The following is a 17,033-nucleotide window of genomic DNA, read 5'->3' as shown; positions in this document are numbered from 1 at the left end:
GAAGATCATTTTTTGCCCCATTCGGATGATCCGTAACGGGTGACGGCGGATTGGCGCAGATCGTTTGCGCCGAAACCGGCCGGGTACGCGCTGTAAGCCCCCCGCGCTCGCCGTATCTGGAGGACTCGTTCCGATGAATTCCCGCAAACCGGCAGAGGTCGTCAAAGGCGCCGTCGAGGCCGCCGCGGCCAAGGTGACCGAAGCCCTGACTCCGGACGTGCCCGGCTCTCCTGGCAGCGCCCCGGCGCCCCTCGAAGAGCCGACCACGCCGGTCGCGCCACTGCCGCCGAAGGACGAGCAGGGAGCGCCGGACACTCGCACGCCGACGGGTGCCGAGACCGGGGTCCCACCCACCGCGAAGGGCCAGCAGGGCGCGTACCTCACCACCGCGAACGGGACTCGGCTCCGCGACACCGACCACTCGCTGAAAGCCGGGCCGCGCGGCCCGATCCTGCTGCAGGACCACCACTTTCGCGAGAAGATCACCCACTTCGACCACGAGCGGATCCCGGAACGCGTCGTACACGCCCGAGGTGCCGGGGCGCACGGCACGTTCACCGGCTACGGGTCAGCGGACGGCGTCACCTGCGCCGGCTTTCTCGCCAAGGGCAAGGAAACCCCGGTCTTCGTACGCTTCTCGACGGTCCTCGGCTCGCGCGGCTCGGCCGACACCGTCCGGGACACTCGGGGCTTCGCCACGAAGTTCTACACCGACGAAGGCACCTTCGACCTGGTCGGCAACAACATGCCGGTGTTCTTCATCCAGGACGCCATCAAGTTCCCGGACATCATCCACGCCGGAAAGCCGCACCCGGACCGGGAAATTCCGCAGGCGCAGAGCGCACACGACACCTTCTGGGACTTCGTCTCCCTGCACACCGAAGCCCAGCACCACACCATCTGGAACATGTCCGACCGGGGCATCCCGCGCTCCTACCGGACGATGGAAGGCTTCGGCGTCCACACGTTCCGACTGATCAACGCGGCTAACGAGACCGTGCTGGCGAAGTTCCACTGGAAGCCCAAGCTGGGTGTGCACTCCCTCGACTGGGAAGAGGCCCAGATCGCCGCGGGCATGGACCCCGACTACCACCGCCGCGATCTGTACGACGCGATCGAAGCCGGCGCCTTCCCGGAGTGGGAACTCGGCATCCAGGTCTTCCCGGACACCCCCGAGGAGACCTTCGCCGGCATCGACCTGCTCGACCCGACCAAGATCGTTCCCGAGGAGCTCGCACCCGTCCAGGCGATCGGCAAGCTGGTCCTGAACCGCACGCCCACCAACTACTTCGCCGAGGTCGAGCAAGTCGCGTTCCACCTCGGACACTTGCCGCCCGGTATCGACGTCACCAACGACCCGCTGCTGCAGGGCCGACTCTTCTCCTATGTCGACACGCAACTCACCCGGCTCGGCGGACCCAATTTCTCGCAGATTCCGATCAACCGCCCGCACGCCCCGGTCAACGACATGCTCCGTGACGGCTTCCACCAGCACGCGGTGCATGCAGGCGTGGCGCCGTACAAGCCGAACTCGTTGGACGGCGGCAACCCGTTCGAGGCGGGCGACGCAGAGCAGGCGTTCCTGGACTTCCCGGTCCGGGTCGCCGAGGCGCCGAAGGTGCGCGAGAACCCGGTTTCCTTCGACGACCACTACAGCCAGGTGCGCCTGTTCTGGCAGAGCATGTCGCCCGTCGAGAAGGAACACATCATTCGGGCGTACACGTTCGAGCTGGCGAAGTGTTACGAGCAGGCGATCAAGGAGCGGCAGCTGCGCTGCCTCGCGAACATCGACCCGGTGCTGTGCGAGCAGGTCGCGACGGGGTTGGGCCTTCCGGCGCCCGAGCCGACCGTACCCCTGGTGGACGTGGAGCCCAGCCCGGCACTGTCGCAGGTGGGCGGGGAATGGCCGGCTGACGGCCGCGTCATCGGCGTCGTCGTCGACGAGACCGACATGGCCGGCGTCGACGAGGTGCGCCAGGCGGTCTTCGCTGCGGGTATGACACCGCTGCTGATTGCTGCGCACGGGGGCAAGGTCGGTGGCCTGCCCGTGCAACGTACCTTCGCCACCGCCCGGTCCATCGAGTTCGACGCGATCCTGCTTGCCGCAGCACCCGCGCCCGCTCCCGACGCGCTGCCCGCCCGGGGCGCCACGGCGGGCGCCGCTGGTGGGACGGTGGATCCGCGGGTGATCCTGCTGGTCGAGGAGGCCTGGCGGCACGCCAAGGCCGTCGTCGCGTGGGGGACCGGCGAAACCGTGCTCACGCAGGCCGGTGTCAAGGACACCCCGGGCGTCGTCACTGCCGGCTCTGGTCCGGAGGCCTTCGCGGCGTTGCAGCCACTCCTGGCCGCGCACCGAGCCTGGGAGCGGTTCCCCGCCTCGGTCGCCTGAGAGTGCCGGCCGCGGGATCGGTCCTCGGTCGCCCGTCATGACGCAAGCCCGTCCCCGTACCGTCGGGGGCGGGCTTGCTGCATCGGGCGTCAGTTCTCGACGCGGAACCGGCCGACTGTTGCCTGGAGCTCGCGGGCCAGTCCGGCGAGGTCGCTGACGGCTTCGTCGGCCTCAGCCAGCGTGCTCGTCGTCGATTGCGCGGCGGCGGCGACCCCCTCGATGGTCCGGGCGATGTTCGTCGTGCCGTCCGCGGCGCCGGTGACGTTGCGGCCCATCTCGCTGGTCGTGGCGCTCTGCTCGTCGACCGCGGACGCGATGGTCAGCTGGTAGTCGTTGATTCGCGCGATGATCTGGCCGATCTCCTGGATCGCCAGGACCGCCTTGCCCGTCTCGGACTGGATCGCGGTCACCCGCTGGGAGATGTCCTCCGTCGCCCGCGCGGTTTCCTGCGCCAGGTCCTTGACCTCGTTGGCTACCACGGTGAAGCCGCTACCCGCGGCCCCGGCGCGGGCCGCCTCGATGGTCGCGTTCAGGGCGAGCAGGTTGGTCTGCTCGGCGATCGAGGTGATCACCTTCACCACGTTGCCGATCTCGGCCGAGGACTCGCCCAGGCTGGAAACCGTACGGTTCGTCTGGTCGGCCATGGCGACCGCCTCGGCCGCGACCCGGGCGGCCTCGTTGGCGTTCTGCGCGATCTCACTGATCGAGGCGCCCATCTCCTCGGCGCCGGACGCCGCCGCCTGCACATTGCTGGACACGTCCCCGGCATCGGTGGCGACGGCACCGGCTTGCTCTGCGGCGGCGCGGGCCGCGTCGCCGATCCGGCCGGTCAGGGTGGTGAGCTGCCTGGCGCTGCCGCCGAGCGTACGGGCGCCGGTGTTCAGCACTTCGACGGTGCTGCGCGTCGCGTCGCTGGCCCGGTTGACCGCGGCGGCCATCCCACCCAGTTCGTCGCGGCCGTGGACCTCGGCGCGCCGGGTCAGGTCGCCGTCCGCGAACGCGGCCAGGGTGGTGGAGACGCTGGAGAGCTGACCACGCATGACCTTGTTGAGCCAGAGGGCGAACAGTGCAGCCAGCACCAGCCCGGCGACCAGTGCGCCGATGGTCCACGCCCGGGCGGTGTGAAACTCCTGCTCGGCGTGCTCGGACATCTCCTGGGCCGTCTCCTTCTCCAACGCCTGGAGCGCGGACAGGGAGTCCTTGACCTCCTTCTCCCGCGCGAGGTAGGTGGGCACGAGCTGGTCGCGCGCGGGCAGGGTGAAGCCGGCGGGCGGTTCCTCGCCCAGCTCGACGACGTTGCGTAGGGCACGGTAGTCGGCCAGCGCCTTCACGACCCGCTCTTCGGCCGCCACGCGGTCGGAGCCTTCGGCCAGCGTGCGATACCGGTCGAGCGCCTGGTCGACCGTGACATCGGCGGCCTTGATCGTTTCCCGGCCCATCTTGCCGTACTCGGGATTGATCGGGGTGCCCCAGACGAGCATGAGGCCGCGGAAGTTCTCGCCGATGCCGTCCCGCACGACGACGAGTTGTTCCATGCTGTCGACGTGGGCCGACTTCATCTCCGCCAGGTCGTCGTTGGCCTCGGTCATCGCGCTGATGCAGAGGGTGGAGATGGCGACGGCCACCAGCGCCATCATCAGGGTGGGAAGCAGGTTCTTCAGCCACACCGGCCGGTCGGCCAGCCAGCCGACCAGCGGGTTCCGGCGTACGGTGACTTCAATCGCAGTCTTCGATGTCCGCACCGGATCTCGCTTCCTCGTCACGCCTCAGGTCCAGCGGCAGGCCCGCCTAACCGGACTCTTCGGCGGTAGTGGACCGCAACTGAGAGCGGGTCGGTTACGGCTTCAGCATCCACCTTTCGGCGCAGTTTCTGTGCCCGATCGGATGAGTTTGGGACACCCTTGCTGCTGGGCAAATGTCTGGTCGACCGCGACGGGTCTAGCCTCCCGGCTCCGCCGCACGTCACTGCAGGGAACAGGGCCACCGAGACTCGGTGGCCGGGATTGAAGGAGTCGTCCATGACCGTTATCGCCTCTGTCGACAGCGCCGAGCTCGCTGCTGATTCCTCGGCGACAACGGACCCCGCGAGCGAGCTGATCGCCGCGGTGGCCGCCCTCCCCGCCGGGCACCCGTCCCGTGCCGGTGTCCGCGACCGCGCGATCGAGGCCTGGATGCCGCTGGCCCGGCACCTGGCCAACCGCTACGCCGGCCGCGGCGAGCCCACCGATGACCTGTTCCAGGTCGCCGTGATGGGCCTGATCAAGGCCGTCGACCGCTACGAGGCCGACCGCGGCGTCGAGTTCGCCGGCTTCGCGATCCCCACCATCGTCGGCGAGCTGAAGCGGCACTTCCGCGACCGCACCTGGTCCATCCGGGTCCCGCGCCGCCTGCAGGAGCTTCGCCTCGCGATCACCGGCGCCAACAACACCCTGAGCCACACCCTGGGTCGTTCGCCGACGGTCACGGACATCGCCGAACACCTCGGCGTCACCGAGGAAGACGTGCTGGAAGGCCTGGAAGGCGCCCGCGCCTACAACGCCACCAGCCTCTCCACCCCGATCAACGCCGACGGCAGCACCGAGCTGGGCGACACCCTTGGCGGCGAGGACTCCGCCTTCGAGCTTGCCGAGACCCGGATCGCCCTCGGCCCCGCCCTGGCCACGCTGGACGAGCGCGAGCAGAAGATCATCTCGCTGCGCTTCTACGGCAACCTGACCCAGTCGCAGATCGCCGAGCAGGTCGGCATCTCCCAGATGCACGTCTCCCGCCTGCTCACCAAGGCCCTCGCCAAGCTCCGCGGCCACCTCGAGATGGCCGCCTGAGCCTGCCCGCCCCGCACCGCCTGACCCGCGTCTCCTCCGAGCCGCGGGTCAGCGGCGTTTCACGCACCCGAACCAGGAACCAGCGGTCGGATCAGCGGTCGACGGTGCCGGGCGGTGCCATGATGCGCAACGCGTTTCCGATGACCTCGATGCGGATGGGCGTCTGGCCGCAAGGTTCGCCGTCGACCTCCACCCGGGCCGGACGGTCGGTTTCCAGGCGCAGCTCGCCGACCGCGATGAACGGCTCTTCCCGCAGCGTGCGCCGGTGCCCCGTGGCGGCGTTCCGCGCGGTTTCGCGCAACAGGCCGCGCCGGTTCGACCCGCCCACCGGGTAGGCCACCAACAGCCGGTCGTCCGCGTCGGCGTCGCCGGTGATGGGCCGGCCGGCGTGGAATCCGCCGTTCGCGACGTACAGCTGGTGGGTGCGAAACTCGTGCTGCCGGCTGCCGGCGCGGACCACGGCCCGCAGCGGCCGGTGCCGGGCCAGCAGAGCCAGGGCCGTCAGCGGGTACGCGAGCCGCCCGGTGAGCCGTTTCAACCGCGGCGGCGCTTTGATCATGACGTCCGCGGAGAGCCCTACGCCCACGTGGTTGGTGAAGAGCTGATCGCCGGCCCGGCCCAGGTCGACGTCGACCACGATGCCGTTGGCGAGCGTGTCGACCGCCGCGCTCAGGTCCAGCGGCACTCCGACCGTACGCGCGAAGTTGTTGGTCGTGCCCAAGGGCAGCAGCCCGAGCGCGATGTCCTGGTGGGCGAGCATCCGGGCCGCGGTGCTGATCGTGCCGTCGCCGCCGCCGACCGCCAGCAGGTCGGGGCGCAGCGCGATGGCTTCGGACAGGCTCGACTCGAGCTCGCCGGGCCGGTCGACGCCGAAGTCGCCGAGCGACGTGAACCCGGCGGCGAGCAGCTGGTTCCGGGCGTCGCGGTAGAGCTTGCCGCCCCGCCGGGAGTGGGCGTTGACCACGAGGGCCGCGCGCCGTCCGCCGTGGATGTCCGCAGTGAGCTGCTGCTTGGTCCGCATCGGCGATAACCCTACCGCCACCCGCCGCTCAGCGCCCCTCGGCGACAGCGGCGGGCAGACGGAGGCTCACGTGGTGGAGCGGGTGCGCCGGCGGACGAGGTACGTGGCGAGGAGGCCGAGCAGCACCATGGCGCTGCCCGTGGTGGCGACGGTTGCTGCGGGCGTACCCGTGATCGGAAGTCCGGCACCGGAACCGGAAGCCGCCGACGTTGTCGGTGCCGGTGCGGGGGGCGCGGAGGATGGCGCGGCGGGCGACGGCGACGACGACGTCGGCGTGACCGAGGGTGACGCGGACGGTGTCGGCGACGGGGTGAGCGGCGGCTCGTTCGTCACGGTGAGCCGGATGTGGTTGCCATTGGTGCGGATGTCCGCGATCGGCAGGGCCAGCTTCGCGACGGTCAGTGTGCCCTGGTTGCCGCGGACGACCGGCTGTCCTGGCCCAGCGAAGAATGCGGTGACCGGTCGCAGCCCGCCGCGGGCGTCGGACCAGGCCTTGCTCTGCCAGCGGAAGGAAACGGTGGCTTCCGTGCCCGGGGCTGTGTCGGTGTGCACTCGGGCGACTGGGGTGGTGATGGACAGGCCGCCGCCGTTTCGGGGCAGCACCGCCGTCGGGAACTGGCACCACGCGATGTCGGTGTCGGCGTCGGCGGTGTACCAACAGTTGCTGTAGCGCTGGGTGAACTCGAGCGTGTGGTCGATCGCGACCTTGGCGACGAGGCCACGGACCGGTTTGTCGTCCATGCTGATCACACCGAGCGGCGCCCGGACGACATCGCCGCGCCGGGTCCGGTATTCGGGTTTGGACGGCCAGCCCATTTCCTCGTCGATCTCGGTGACCGCCTCCATCTTTGCGGGGTCGGCCGGGGCCGCGGCGGCGGCCGGGGCCGCCGCCGCGACGGAGAAACCGAGGACGGTTCCGGCGCTGAGCGCGAGGGTCCGGAGCATGCGGGAAGCGGTCACGCCGACATGCTCCCATACGCGGACAAATTGGACGGGGTCATCCGATGGCTACCCAGACGTCGTCCAGCGCGCCCTGAAACTGGTCGTTGTCGCGGTACGCGCCCTTGCCGCCGATGCTGAGCGGAATGGAGTTGGACACCGACAGGTCCGCCGGGATGGTGGCGCTGCCGCGGCGGCGGCCGTCGACGCGGATGGCGAGCCAGGAGCCCTTGCGGCGACATTCCAGGGTGTGCCACTCGCTGTCGGCGACGGTGACGCTGCTTCGGGCGATGTGCACCGCGCCCTTGGCGTCCACCATGGCGCAGCTGGGCTTGCCCGCTTTGCCGTCGATCTGCAGCTTGAACTGGCTGCCGCCCGCCGAGTAGCCCTTCTGGATGATGTTCTCGCCCTTGGTGGTCTGCTTCTTGTCGAGCAGCACGGTGGCCCCGAAACGGATCGGCTTGCGGCCGGGGTTGAGGCCGGCCGAGTTCTTGGCGCGCAGGGCCACCCGGGGGCACGGCTCGGTGCGGCACGGCGGCGGGAACTGCAGCGCCGTGCCGCCGCCGTGGGCGATGGGGGTGAGCGCGCCGCCCTTGCTGCTGACCGTCTTGAGCAGGTGCGGGCCGCCGGTCACGCTGGGGAAGAGCGCGCCGTCGGTCTGCTCGAAGGTGTACCGGACCACCTCGGTCTCTCTGGTGCCGGCGTCCGCCCGGATCCAGAACGAGCCGCCGATCGCGGTTCCCGCGGCAGCCGTCGCGGCGATCGCTCCGGTCATCCAGCGTCGGCGGCGCGACCGTGCCCGCGGCTTGTGATCGTCAATCATGTCCGAATCATCCCTTTATGGGGCACGCGGGGCAGCTTTGGCGGTGCGGTCGAACGGCCAGGAGGTGCTGGCCGAACGGAGGGCGGATCACTCGTCCTCGGCTTCGGCCTCAGCGTCACCCTCGGCCACGATCTCGATCTCGATCGTGGCCTGCGGGTTGGCCTCCGTGTCCTGGAGCTCGTCGCTGACCACCGGCACGTCGACCCACAGGGCGCGCAGCTGGGTCTGCATGAAGGCGGTCAACCGAGACCGGTACTCGCGATCGAACTGCTCCAGCGACTCGATCTGCTTCTGCAGCGCCTCGCGCTTGGCGCCCAGGCTGCCGACCGCGTCCTCGTACCGCTGCTGGGCCTGGAGCTTCAGCTGCTCGGCCTGCTCCTCGGCCTTCTTGGCAGCGGTCTCGGCCTCGGCTCGGGCCTCCGAGAGGACCTGGTCCGCGTTGCGCCGGACCTCCTCGGCCTGGGCGCGAGTCTCCCGGGCCGCCTTCTCGGCGGCCGCCCGGGCCTCGGCCAGGACCTTGTCGGCCTCCCGCCGGATGTTCTGCGAGTGGGCCTCCGCGTCCTCTGCGATCTTGTCCGCGGCGGTCTGTGCGTCCGTCCGGATCTTCTCGGCCTGCCGATTCGCGATGGCGATGTGCTCCTCGGCTGTCCGTTGGGCCAGCGTGAGTACCTGCAGCGCCTGGTTCGGCGGCATGTGACCCGGCACGATCAACGGATGTTCCGAGGTCGCGGTGTCCGGGGAGTTCCCGTTGAGAACGGCCTTGAGGCGGTCCTTGATCTGATGCTCGGTCACGGTTACGGCGATCTCCCCTGGGGTCGTGGGCGGACTTCTCGTCGCGGGATTCCTAACGCGTGAGAACCGTCATTCGGCGCGGCAGTGAGACATGGTTCGCCGCGTCGGATTCCTCCCACGATTCGCCCGGTGGGGGACCCGCGGGCCGACCGGGTGGGCCGCGCTGGCTGTTCGGGCCACTTCCGCGACCCGCGATGACCGGTTTGTCAGGGAGCGTGGCCGGGTCCTCGGGTGGTTGATCCGGCCACGCTGCACGTCCGGACCGGCTCGGCGGGGGAGTCCATGTCGTACCACGGAACCCGCCGCCGCACGGGCCGGTCGCTGTGGCCCTGGATCGCCGGTGGCCTCACCCTCGTGATGATCACGTCGCTGGTTGCCCTGTTCGCCGTCCTCGGGGTCATCGCCAACTCGCTGTCGGCCGCACTCGGGCTCGACGCCGTCCCGGCGACCCGCCAGGAGGCGGTGGGCGGGCGGCTGCACGAGGTGATCGCGGACGGCGGCTTCCAGTTCTCGGTCACCGGCATGCGGTGCGGCGCCCGCCGGGTCGGCACCGACAACCTCGGGCAGCGGGCGCGCGGAGAATATTGCCTGGTGGCGGTCACGGTCCGGAACATCGGTACGCGCGCCGAGGCGCTCGATGGCGCGGCGCAGACCGCGTACGCCGCCGACGGTTCCCCCTTCACCAGCGAGGTGGGCGCCGCCATGTACGTGGGCGGCCGCCGTCCCGGCATTCTCGAGCCGATCCCCGCCGGCGCGCTGGTCCGGGGCACCCTGGTGTTCGACGTTCCCCGTGGCACCCGGCTCACGTCGATCGAGCTTCGGGATTCCGTACGGACGCGCGGCGTGCGAATCCCGCTCACCCGCGAGTAGCTTCGACAAATGGCCGAGCAAGCGATGATCGTTGTCCGCGGTGCAGCTGTCCGCGAGGTTCCGCCGGAGATCGCGCAGTTCTCCGTGACCGTGTCCGCGCGTGACAAGGATCGGCAGGTCACGCTGACTCGACTGGCCGAGCGGTCCGCCGCCCTGCGCGACGCGCTGGACCAGTGGGCGGACGTGATCGAGCGGCGCGACACCAGTGGAGTGCAGGTACGCCCGGAGCTCAAGCGGGGCGGTGAGCGCGTCTCCGCGTACGTGGGCAGCGTCAGCACCACCGTGACGGTGTCCGATTTCGCCGCACTGGGCGAGATGTTGTTGCATCTCGCCGACGCGGACCAGACCACGATTTCCGGCCCGTGGTGGCAGTTGCGTCCCGGCAGCCGGGCGGGCGCCGAGGTCCGGCGGGAGGCGATCACCGATGCCCTGAGCCGCGTCCGGGAGTACGCGGCGGCTGTCGGTGCGCAGGTGGATCGCCTGGTGGAGATCGCTGACGAGGACACCGGCGGTGGGGGTCATTGGCGGTTGATGAGCGCCGGATCGGCCGAGGAGTTCGAGTTGGAGATCGACCCGCAGCCGCAGACCGTGCAGGCCACGGTGGTGGTTCGGGTAGCGATCACCGGCGCCCAGATCTGACCGAAATGTGTGACAGATCGGAATAAGGGAAATATCTTCAGACACCACGTGGTCTGAAGGGTGTGAGTGCGATGGCGCTGCCACAGCTCGGCGCATGGGTGCTCGATGAACTGCCGCGGCTTAACCAGGGCATTCTGCGCGACGAGGTGGCGCCGAGCGTCCTGGTCGACGCGCTGCACGAGGTCGTGCTGCCCCATCTGCCGCTGCCTGACCGCCTGTCCGTGCCCGAGGCGCAGCAACTCGTGGTCAACCTCGGCTTCGTGGGTGCCTCAGTCGGCCGGCACTATCAGGAGCGCACGCCCGGCGGCAAGGACACCCCGGAGCGGGCCTTCGAGGGCCTGGAAGCCGGCACCGGGCAGATTCCTTTCCAGCGCTACTTTGCGGCGCTCGCCGACCACACCGGCACCGGCCACGATCACCGGGACAGTTACGCCTCCCTGGTGCGGTGGAACGTGGGCACGGTCGAGGTGCGGCTGGGCGAACAGACCGTCGTGTCGATGCCGGGGGTGTTCTCCGACGGGCGTACCCGCACATACACCGGCACCAGCGGCGAGGAGCACTTCTTTGCGCTGGTCAAGAAGGGTGAGGCGGTCGAGAAGGCGGTCAACGACCTGCTGGAACCGCTGGCCGACCCGGAGACCTGCTGGGCCTGCCCGGAGCCGATGGCCCGGGTGCGGACGGCCATCACGTTGCTGGGCACGCTGCGCCAGTTGTTCCTGGACTTCGCGGCACTACCGCCCGAGCACAGCATGCCGCCCGAGCACTTCATGGACGTGTTCCGCCAGTTCGCCGTGCACTGGACCCCGGGTGACATTCCGCCGAGCGGCGCCCTGGACATCGAGGGTCTCAAGCGGGACTTCCTGCTGGGCATCGCCATACCCGACTACGCCTCGCACGTCCGCAAGCTGTTCCCCGGCCTGCTCACCGAGGAGCGGGCGATCCTGGAAGAGCTGATGGTGCAGCCCACTCTGCCGCAGCGGGTCGCTACCTCGCTCGGCGTCGACCTGGAAAAGTTGCCGGACGCCGACCCGGCGGATCTGCGCCGGCTGGTCGCGGCACACCCCGTCCTGATCCTTTGGTACGACATCCTGACCGCGCACGCCAAAGCGGCCGGCTCGCACCTGATGCTGAGCAAGAAGTTCCTGTTCAAGCCGCAACGCCAGCGGGACGCCGAGGGCATCGGTGACCACGCCCTGGTGTCGAACCGGTCCGGCACAACCGGCATGACCGAGACCTACCTGGAGCGGCTGACCCGCGCCCGCCGCGATCACGTATTGGCCCCGCTGCACCGAGCCGTCGCCGAAGTGGGCGAGGGCACCCCATTACATGCGGTACGGTCGGATATGAGAGAAATTCCACCAGTAGGGGTGCTGCTGGTGACCTGAGGGCGGGGCGGCAGCCGGGGGCTGATGGTGCAGACGAGGGTGAACGCCGAACCAGCGGGCGAGGTGCAGCTCCCCGGCCACGAGCAGCTCATGGCGCTGATCGACCACACCTCCGCCGTGATCTACATGCGCGACGCCGACGGCCGCTACCTGCTGGTCAACCGCGAGTACGAGCGGCTGTTCAAGCTGCACCGCGAGAACATCGTCGGCCTCACCGACCACGATCTGTTCCCCAAGGACACCGCCGACGCGTTCCGAGCCAACGACCTGGAAGCCTTCGCGCGGGGCGTGCCCGTCCAGATGGAGGAAGAGGTCCCCGGCGAGGGCGACGAGATCAACACCTACATCACGGTGAAGTTCCCGCTGCTCAACGCGGCCGGACACCCGTACGCGGTCTGCGGCATCTCCACCGACATCACCGACCGCAAGCGGGCCGAGGAACAGGTGATCCAGCTCAACGCCAACCTGGAACTGCGCGTCCGGGAACGCACCGCCGAACTGGAGGCGTCGACCCGGGAGCTGGACGCGTTCGCGTACTCGGTGTCGCACGACCTGCGCGCGCCGCTGCGCAGCCTCGAAGGCTTCAGCCAGGTGCTCCAGGAGGACTACGGCGACGTCCTCGACCAGCAGGGCCAGCGCTACCTGCAACGCATCCAGGCCAACGTCGGCCGGATGGCGCAGATGATCGACGACCTGCTCGGCCTGTCCCGGGCAACCCGGACCGAGCTGCATCGCGAGCACACCGACCTGTCCGCGTTGGCCCGTGACCTGGTCGCCGAGCTGCACAACACCGACCCCGAGCGCTCGGTCGACGTGGCCGTCGCCGACGGGCTGGTCGCGCAGGCCGACCCGCACCTGATCCGGCTGGTGCTGCAGAACCTGCTCGGCAACGCCTGGAAGTTCACCGCGAACTCCGAAGCCGCCGCCATCACCATGGCGTCCGAGGACCACCACGGCGTCGAGGTCTTCACGGTGACCGACAACGGCGCCGGCTTCGACATGAAGTACGCGCACAAACTCTTCGACCCGTTCCAACGCCTGCACACCGCCGACCAGTACGAAGGCTCCGGCATCGGCCTCGCCATCGTCCAGCGGATCATCACCCGGCACGGCGGGCAGATCACCGCCGACAGCTCACCGGGCAACGGCGCGACGTTCCGCTTCAGCCTGACCCCCGCCCCCGACGACTGGGAGATCCGATGAGTGACGGACCCATCCTGCTGGTCGAGGACAACCCCGACGACGTGATGTTCACGGTGCGCGCGTTCGCCAAGAACCACATCAAGAACGAGGTCATCGTCGCCAACGACGGTGAGGAAGCGCTGCGCCTGTTGTTGCCCGAAGACGGCACCCCGCCGCTGAAGCCGGCGTTGATCCTGCTCGACGTCAACCTGCCGAAGGTCAACGGGCTGGAGGTGCTGCGGCACATCCGCGAGGACGACCGCACCGTCACCCTGCCCGTGGTGGTGCTGACCACCTCCAACGAGGAACGCGACATCGTGGCGAGTTACCGGCTCGGTGCGAACAGCTACGTCCGCAAGCCGGTGGTGTTCGACGAGTTCCTCGCCGCCGCCAAGGTGCTGGGCGTCTACTGGCTGCTCGTCAACGAACCGCTGCCGCCCGGGTTGGGCCGGTGAGCCGCGCGTGGACCCCTGCCACCTGCTGGTCATCGACGACAACGACGACGACGCCTTCCTGATCGCCCGGCACCTCAAACGGGCCGGGCTGACGGTCGACCACACTCGGGTCGACACCGCCGCCGATCTGACGGCTGCGCTGCGCGAGCAGCCGCCCGACGTGGTCATCTGCGACTACAACATGCCGGCGTTGCGCGCCGAGGACGCCCTCGAACAGGTTCGCGGCCAAGACCCCGACATCCCCTTCATCCTGGTGTCCGGCGAGGTCGGCGAAGAAACCGCGGCCGCGGTGATGCGAGCGGGCGCGCAGGACTTCGTCCTCAAAAGCAAACTGGCCCGACTCGCGCCGGCGGTCCAGCGCGAATTGCGCGAGGCCCGGGAACGCCGGCAGCGGCGCCGAGCCGAAGCCGCACTGCGCGACAGCGAGGAACGGTTCCGCCTGCTCGCCGAGCACGCCCAGGACATCATCTTCCGCTACCGCCTGGTGCCCGAGCCCGCCGTCGAATATCTGAGCCCGGCCATCGAGGCGATCATCGGGCGCCCACCCGACGACTTCTACGGCGACCACGAGCTCATCTTCCAGCTGGTCGAGCCGGGCGACCGTGCGGCGTTGGAACAGTCCTGGCGTTCACCGCGACCGGGCACGGTCACCGTCCGCTGGCGGCGCCCGACCGGGGAAACTGTGTGGACCGAACAACGCGCGGTGGCGATCACCGACGACGCCGGCCACGTCATCGCGGTCGAGGGCATCCTGCGCGACACCACCGAGCAGGTGCTCGCCGAGCAACGTCGCGCCGAGCTGGAACGCCAGCTGCGCCAATCCGAGCGGCTCGACTCGCTCGGCCAGCTCGCCGGCGGGGTGGCGCACGACTTCAACAACCTGCTCGCGGTCATCTCCGGCTACGCCGCCATGCTCGCCGAGGACCTGCCGGCCGACGACCCGGCGCTCGCCGACGTCAACGGCATCCAACAGGCCTCGGCGCGGGGCACCGCCCTGATCCGCCAGCTCCTCATCTTCAGCCGGCTCGAACCGTCCCAGCCGGAGATCCTGGACCTCAACGCCGTCGTGCAGGAAATGCAAAAACTGTTCAGCCGTACGCTCGGCGAAGACATCGAGATGACCACGCTGCTCGAGCCCGCCCTGCCGCCGGTGACGATGGACCGCAGCAAGCTCGAACAGGTGCTGATGAACGCCGTCGTCAACGCGCGCGCCGCGATGCCCACCGGTGGCCGCCTGACCATCGCCACCGGCGGCACCCGGTTGGCCGACGGGTCGGCGGTCACCCTGACCATCACCGACACCGGCTGCGGCATGTCGCCCGAGGTCGCCGCGCGAGCCTTCGAGCCGTTCTTCACCACCAAGGGACGCGGCCAAGGCACCGGGCTCGGGCTGGCCACCGCGTACGGGGCGGTGACCGAGGCGGCTGGCACGATCGAATTGGACTCCCGCCCCGGCCAGGGCACCACACTGCGCGTCTGCCTGCCCGCCACCGCCGCCGCGGCGGACGACGCGGACACCGCTGCCACACCGGCGCCGGACGAGGCAGGCGGGCAGACGGTGCTGGTCGTCGAGGACGAGGACGCCGTCCGCGACATCGTCTGCCGGATCCTGACCAAAGCCGGATACCAGATCCACCGCACCGCGACGCCGCACGAGGCGCTGAAGCTCTGCCTGGAGGACCACGTGCAGATCGACGTCCTGCTGACCGACGTCATCATGCCCGGCATGTCGGGGACACAGCTCGCCGCCGAGCTGCGGCGCAGCCGGCCGGACCTGCCGGTGCTGTTCATGTCCGGCTACACCGGCGTCTCACCCGGCGGCCAGGAGCTGCCCCCCGACGCGCCGCTGCTGCGCAAGCCGTTCAGCAAGGACACCCTGCTGACCGAACTGCACAAGCTGTTGAAGCAGGCGGCCGGTGCATAGCGGCCCGGTCGATCCCACGGTTTCGCCCGCGCGGGCTCCAGGGATCGGCGAGACTTCCCGCATGCGTCGATTGTTGCTCCGGATCGCCAATGTGAACCCGGACAGCGTCACCACGCACTCGGACCGCGTCCTCTACTGCTCCATCGGCGTCTTCATCATTCTCTATTTCGGGTACGCGACCGTGGGCGGCGCGGCCTTCGTGGACGCCAGCGCCAACTACACCAACCCGTGGTGGCAATGGCTGGTCGGTCCACTGGTGGCGACGGGCGTCGTCGCGTACGACCGGGCAGTGGTCGGCCGGGTGGCGGTCAACTACCACAACCTGGACTCGCCGGACCCGGAAGAACTGCTCCGCAAGCCCACCCTGGGGCTGTACGCCGGCCGGGTCTGCCTGGCCCTGCTCTTCGCGGTCATCATCACCGAGCCGCTGATGCTGGAACGCTACAAAGGCGAGATCGACGCCCGGCTCAACGAAGTGCACAACGCGGAGATCAGCCAGATCGAGAACGGCGGGGCGATCGCGGCGTACGACGCCCGGCTCGCCCAGCTCAAGAAGGTGACCGTCGCCGAGAACGACGCCGTGAAGTCGCTGAACACCCGGGCGGCCGAAAAGCGCAGCGACGCCCGCAAGCTCTACGCCCAGGCGGTCGCCGACTCGGAGGGCGACGGCGCGTCCCGCAAGGCCGGCTGTCCGCCCGGCGGCTTCTGCGACACGCTGGTCAAGCGGTCCCGGGGGCTGGACAGCGAGGCCGCCCAACTCGACGCGCAGGCCGCCCGGTTGCAGGAAAGCCAGAAGGCCGCCCGACAGTCGCGCGCCGCCGAAGAAGCCGATCTCACTTCCAAAATCCAGGCGCAGCGTACGGCCAACGCCAAAGCCATCGCCGCCGATGCTGGGTTCGGCGCCCGTACCAAAGCCATGTGGTATCTGCTCGGCAGTGACTTCTGGGGCATCGGCGTCTTCTACATCGGCATCGCCCTGCTCCTCGTCGCCCTGGACTGCGCGGCCGTCGGGCTCAAAATCGTCTCGCACGGCAACGCGTACGAACGCACCGAAGCCCGTCTGGCCCGCGGCCACGAACACGAGGCGGCGATCGGTTACGAGCAGGGGCTCAAGGATGCGCGCCGCTACGCGGAGGCGGCCTCCCGGGTGATGGCCGAAAGCATAGGTAAGGCCTCCCACGACGAGGACTTGCAGGACATGGCGATGGAACGGGCGCGCGCGCACCTCTATGACAGCGTGGCCGGACTGGCGATGTCGCCGATGTCTCCCGTGCCCCTGATCGAACACCACCTCCCGCCGCATCCGCCCGAACTGCGCCGCCCGAACGGCGAGCTGCGGCAGGCCATCGACCTGCGCACCCTCAACGGTCAGCGCGGCATGCTCGGTGACCTTCCGGCTATGAACGACGAGCGGGGCAGGTATGGCGACATGCGGACCCTGGACGATCAGCGTGGCCTGCGTGGCGACCTGCTGGAGGTGGACCAGCTGCGAGACGTGAACGGTGAGCTCTCGGACGGCACCGGTCGCCGGGGCGTGGACGAGCTGCGGGACATGGACGAGCTGCGGGGCATGGATGAGCTGCGGGGCGTGGACGAGCTGCGGGGCATGGATGAGCTGCGGGGCATGGATGAGCTGCGGGACATGGATGAGCTGCGGGACATGGACGAGCTGCGGGACATGGACGAGCTGCGGGACGTGAACGGTGAGGTGCGGGACACGGTCGAGCTCCCGGTCCTGGACCGGCTGCGGGATGTGGGCAATATCAGGGCGTAGTGCAAATTGCACGAGGGG

General features: G+C 69.5%; 14 protein-coding genes. 9 read left to right on the top strand and 5 right to left on the bottom strand.

Going from position 1 to position 17,033, the window contains the following annotated elements:
* The first annotated feature begins 133 nt into the window (after positions 1-133).
* Positions 134-2,389, top strand: a complete 2,256-nt coding sequence (locus ACIA1L_RS20555) for a catalase (protein ID WP_396074418.1) — start codon at positions 134-136, stop codon at positions 2,387-2,389.
* 89 nt (positions 2,390-2,478) lie between these two features.
* Here the strand turns inward: ACIA1L_RS20555 and ACIA1L_RS20550 are convergent, their stop codons facing one another.
* Complete coding sequence (locus ACIA1L_RS20550) at positions 2,479-4,131, bottom strand: methyl-accepting chemotaxis protein (protein ID WP_396074417.1); 1,653 nt, start codon at positions 4,129-4,131, stop codon at positions 2,479-2,481.
* A gap of 276 nt (positions 4,132-4,407) precedes the next feature.
* Between ACIA1L_RS20550 and ACIA1L_RS20545 the strand changes: the two genes are divergently transcribed.
* Positions 4,408-5,211, top strand: a complete 804-nt coding sequence (locus ACIA1L_RS20545; protein ID WP_396074416.1) for an RNA polymerase sigma factor SigF — start codon at positions 4,408-4,410, stop codon at positions 5,209-5,211.
* Positions 5,212-5,302: 91 nt separating this feature from the next.
* Here the strand turns inward: ACIA1L_RS20545 and ACIA1L_RS20540 are convergent, their stop codons facing one another.
* The 4 genes from ACIA1L_RS20540 to ACIA1L_RS20525 form a co-directional block, all read right to left on the bottom strand.
* The gene (locus ACIA1L_RS20540) at positions 5,303-6,232 is read right to left on the bottom strand and encodes a diacylglycerol/lipid kinase family protein (protein ID WP_396074415.1); all 930 of its coding nucleotides are present in this window, start codon (positions 6,230-6,232) and stop codon (positions 5,303-5,305) included.
* 66 nt (positions 6,233-6,298) lie between these two features.
* A complete protein-coding gene (locus ACIA1L_RS20535; RefSeq protein ID WP_396074414.1) occupies positions 6,299-7,192 on the bottom strand; it encodes a hypothetical protein in 894 nt (297 codons plus the stop codon).
* Positions 7,193-7,229: 37 nt separating this feature from the next.
* A complete protein-coding gene (locus ACIA1L_RS20530; RefSeq protein WP_396074413.1) occupies positions 7,230-7,994 on the bottom strand; it encodes a LamG-like jellyroll fold domain-containing protein in 765 nt (254 codons plus the stop codon).
* Between the two features lie 87 nt (positions 7,995-8,081).
* Positions 8,082-8,786 carry a hypothetical protein gene (locus tag ACIA1L_RS20525; RefSeq protein ID WP_396074412.1) on the bottom strand — a complete coding sequence of 235 codons (705 nt, stop codon included), beginning with the start codon at positions 8,784-8,786 and terminating at the stop codon, positions 8,082-8,084.
* A 231-nt stretch (positions 8,787-9,017) separates the two neighbouring features.
* Here ACIA1L_RS20525 and ACIA1L_RS20520 point away from each other — a divergent pair, with 231 nt between their 5' ends.
* From ACIA1L_RS20520 to ACIA1L_RS20490, 7 genes are all read left to right on the top strand, one after another.
* Positions 9,018-9,656, top strand: coding sequence for a DUF4352 domain-containing protein (locus ACIA1L_RS20520; RefSeq protein ID WP_396074411.1), 639 nt, complete (start codon positions 9,018-9,020; stop codon positions 9,654-9,656).
* Positions 9,657-9,665: 9 nt separating this feature from the next.
* A complete protein-coding gene (locus tag ACIA1L_RS20515) occupies positions 9,666-10,295 on the top strand; it encodes an SIMPL domain-containing protein (RefSeq protein WP_396074410.1) in 630 nt (209 codons plus the stop codon).
* Positions 10,296-10,366: 71 nt separating this feature from the next.
* The gene (locus tag ACIA1L_RS20510; protein ID WP_396074409.1) at positions 10,367-11,680 is read left to right on the top strand and encodes a hypothetical protein; all 1,314 of its coding nucleotides are present in this window, start codon (positions 10,367-10,369) and stop codon (positions 11,678-11,680) included.
* A gap of 39 nt (positions 11,681-11,719) precedes the next feature.
* Complete coding sequence (locus tag ACIA1L_RS20505; RefSeq protein ID WP_396074408.1) at positions 11,720-12,883, top strand: ATP-binding protein; 1,164 nt, start codon at positions 11,720-11,722, stop codon at positions 12,881-12,883.
* Positions 12,880-13,317, top strand: coding sequence for a response regulator (locus tag ACIA1L_RS20500; protein ID WP_396074407.1), 438 nt, complete (start codon positions 12,880-12,882; stop codon positions 13,315-13,317). The genes ACIA1L_RS20505 and ACIA1L_RS20500 overlap by 4 nt, the downstream gene beginning before the upstream one ends.
* 7 nt (positions 13,318-13,324) lie before the next feature.
* Complete coding sequence (locus ACIA1L_RS20495) at positions 13,325-15,241, top strand: response regulator (protein ID WP_396074406.1); 1,917 nt, start codon at positions 13,325-13,327, stop codon at positions 15,239-15,241.
* A 61-nt stretch (positions 15,242-15,302) separates the two neighbouring features.
* Positions 15,303-17,015 (top strand): DUF4407 domain-containing protein, encoded by a 1,713-nt coding sequence (locus tag ACIA1L_RS20490; protein ID WP_396074405.1) that lies wholly within the window; start codon positions 15,303-15,305, stop codon positions 17,013-17,015.
* The last annotated feature ends 18 nt before the right edge of the window (positions 17,016-17,033 follow it).

Source organism: Actinoplanes sp. NPDC051859 (assembly GCF_044452725.1).
Classification (GTDB): domain Bacteria; phylum Actinomycetota; class Actinomycetes; order Mycobacteriales; family Micromonosporaceae; genus Actinoplanes.
Note: the sequence above shows the minus strand (reverse complement) of the source record. Positions and strands in the feature narration are given on the sequence as shown.

Excerpts from the sequence above, each read along its gene's own strand:
- ACIA1L_RS20500 (WP_396074407.1), top strand. The coding sequence starts at position 12,880 with ATGAGTGACGGACCCATCCTGCTGGTCGAGGACAACCCCGACGACGTG.
- ACIA1L_RS20540 (WP_396074415.1), bottom strand. The coding sequence starts at position 6,232 with ATGCGGACCAAGCAGCAGCTCACTGCGGACATCCACGGCGGACGGCGC.
- ACIA1L_RS20545 (WP_396074416.1), top strand. The coding sequence starts at position 4,408 with ATGACCGTTATCGCCTCTGTCGACAGCGCCGAGCTCGCTGCTGATTCC.
- ACIA1L_RS20510 (WP_396074409.1), top strand. The coding sequence starts at position 10,367 with ATGGCGCTGCCACAGCTCGGCGCATGGGTGCTCGATGAACTGCCGCGG.
- ACIA1L_RS20530 (WP_396074413.1), bottom strand. The coding sequence starts at position 7,994 with ATGATTGACGATCACAAGCCGCGGGCACGGTCGCGCCGCCGACGCTGG.
- ACIA1L_RS20515 (WP_396074410.1), top strand. The coding sequence starts at position 9,666 with ATGGCCGAGCAAGCGATGATCGTTGTCCGCGGTGCAGCTGTCCGCGAG.
- ACIA1L_RS20490 (WP_396074405.1), top strand. The coding sequence starts at position 15,303 with ATGCGTCGATTGTTGCTCCGGATCGCCAATGTGAACCCGGACAGCGTC.
- ACIA1L_RS20555 (WP_396074418.1), top strand. The coding sequence starts at position 134 with ATGAATTCCCGCAAACCGGCAGAGGTCGTCAAAGGCGCCGTCGAGGCC.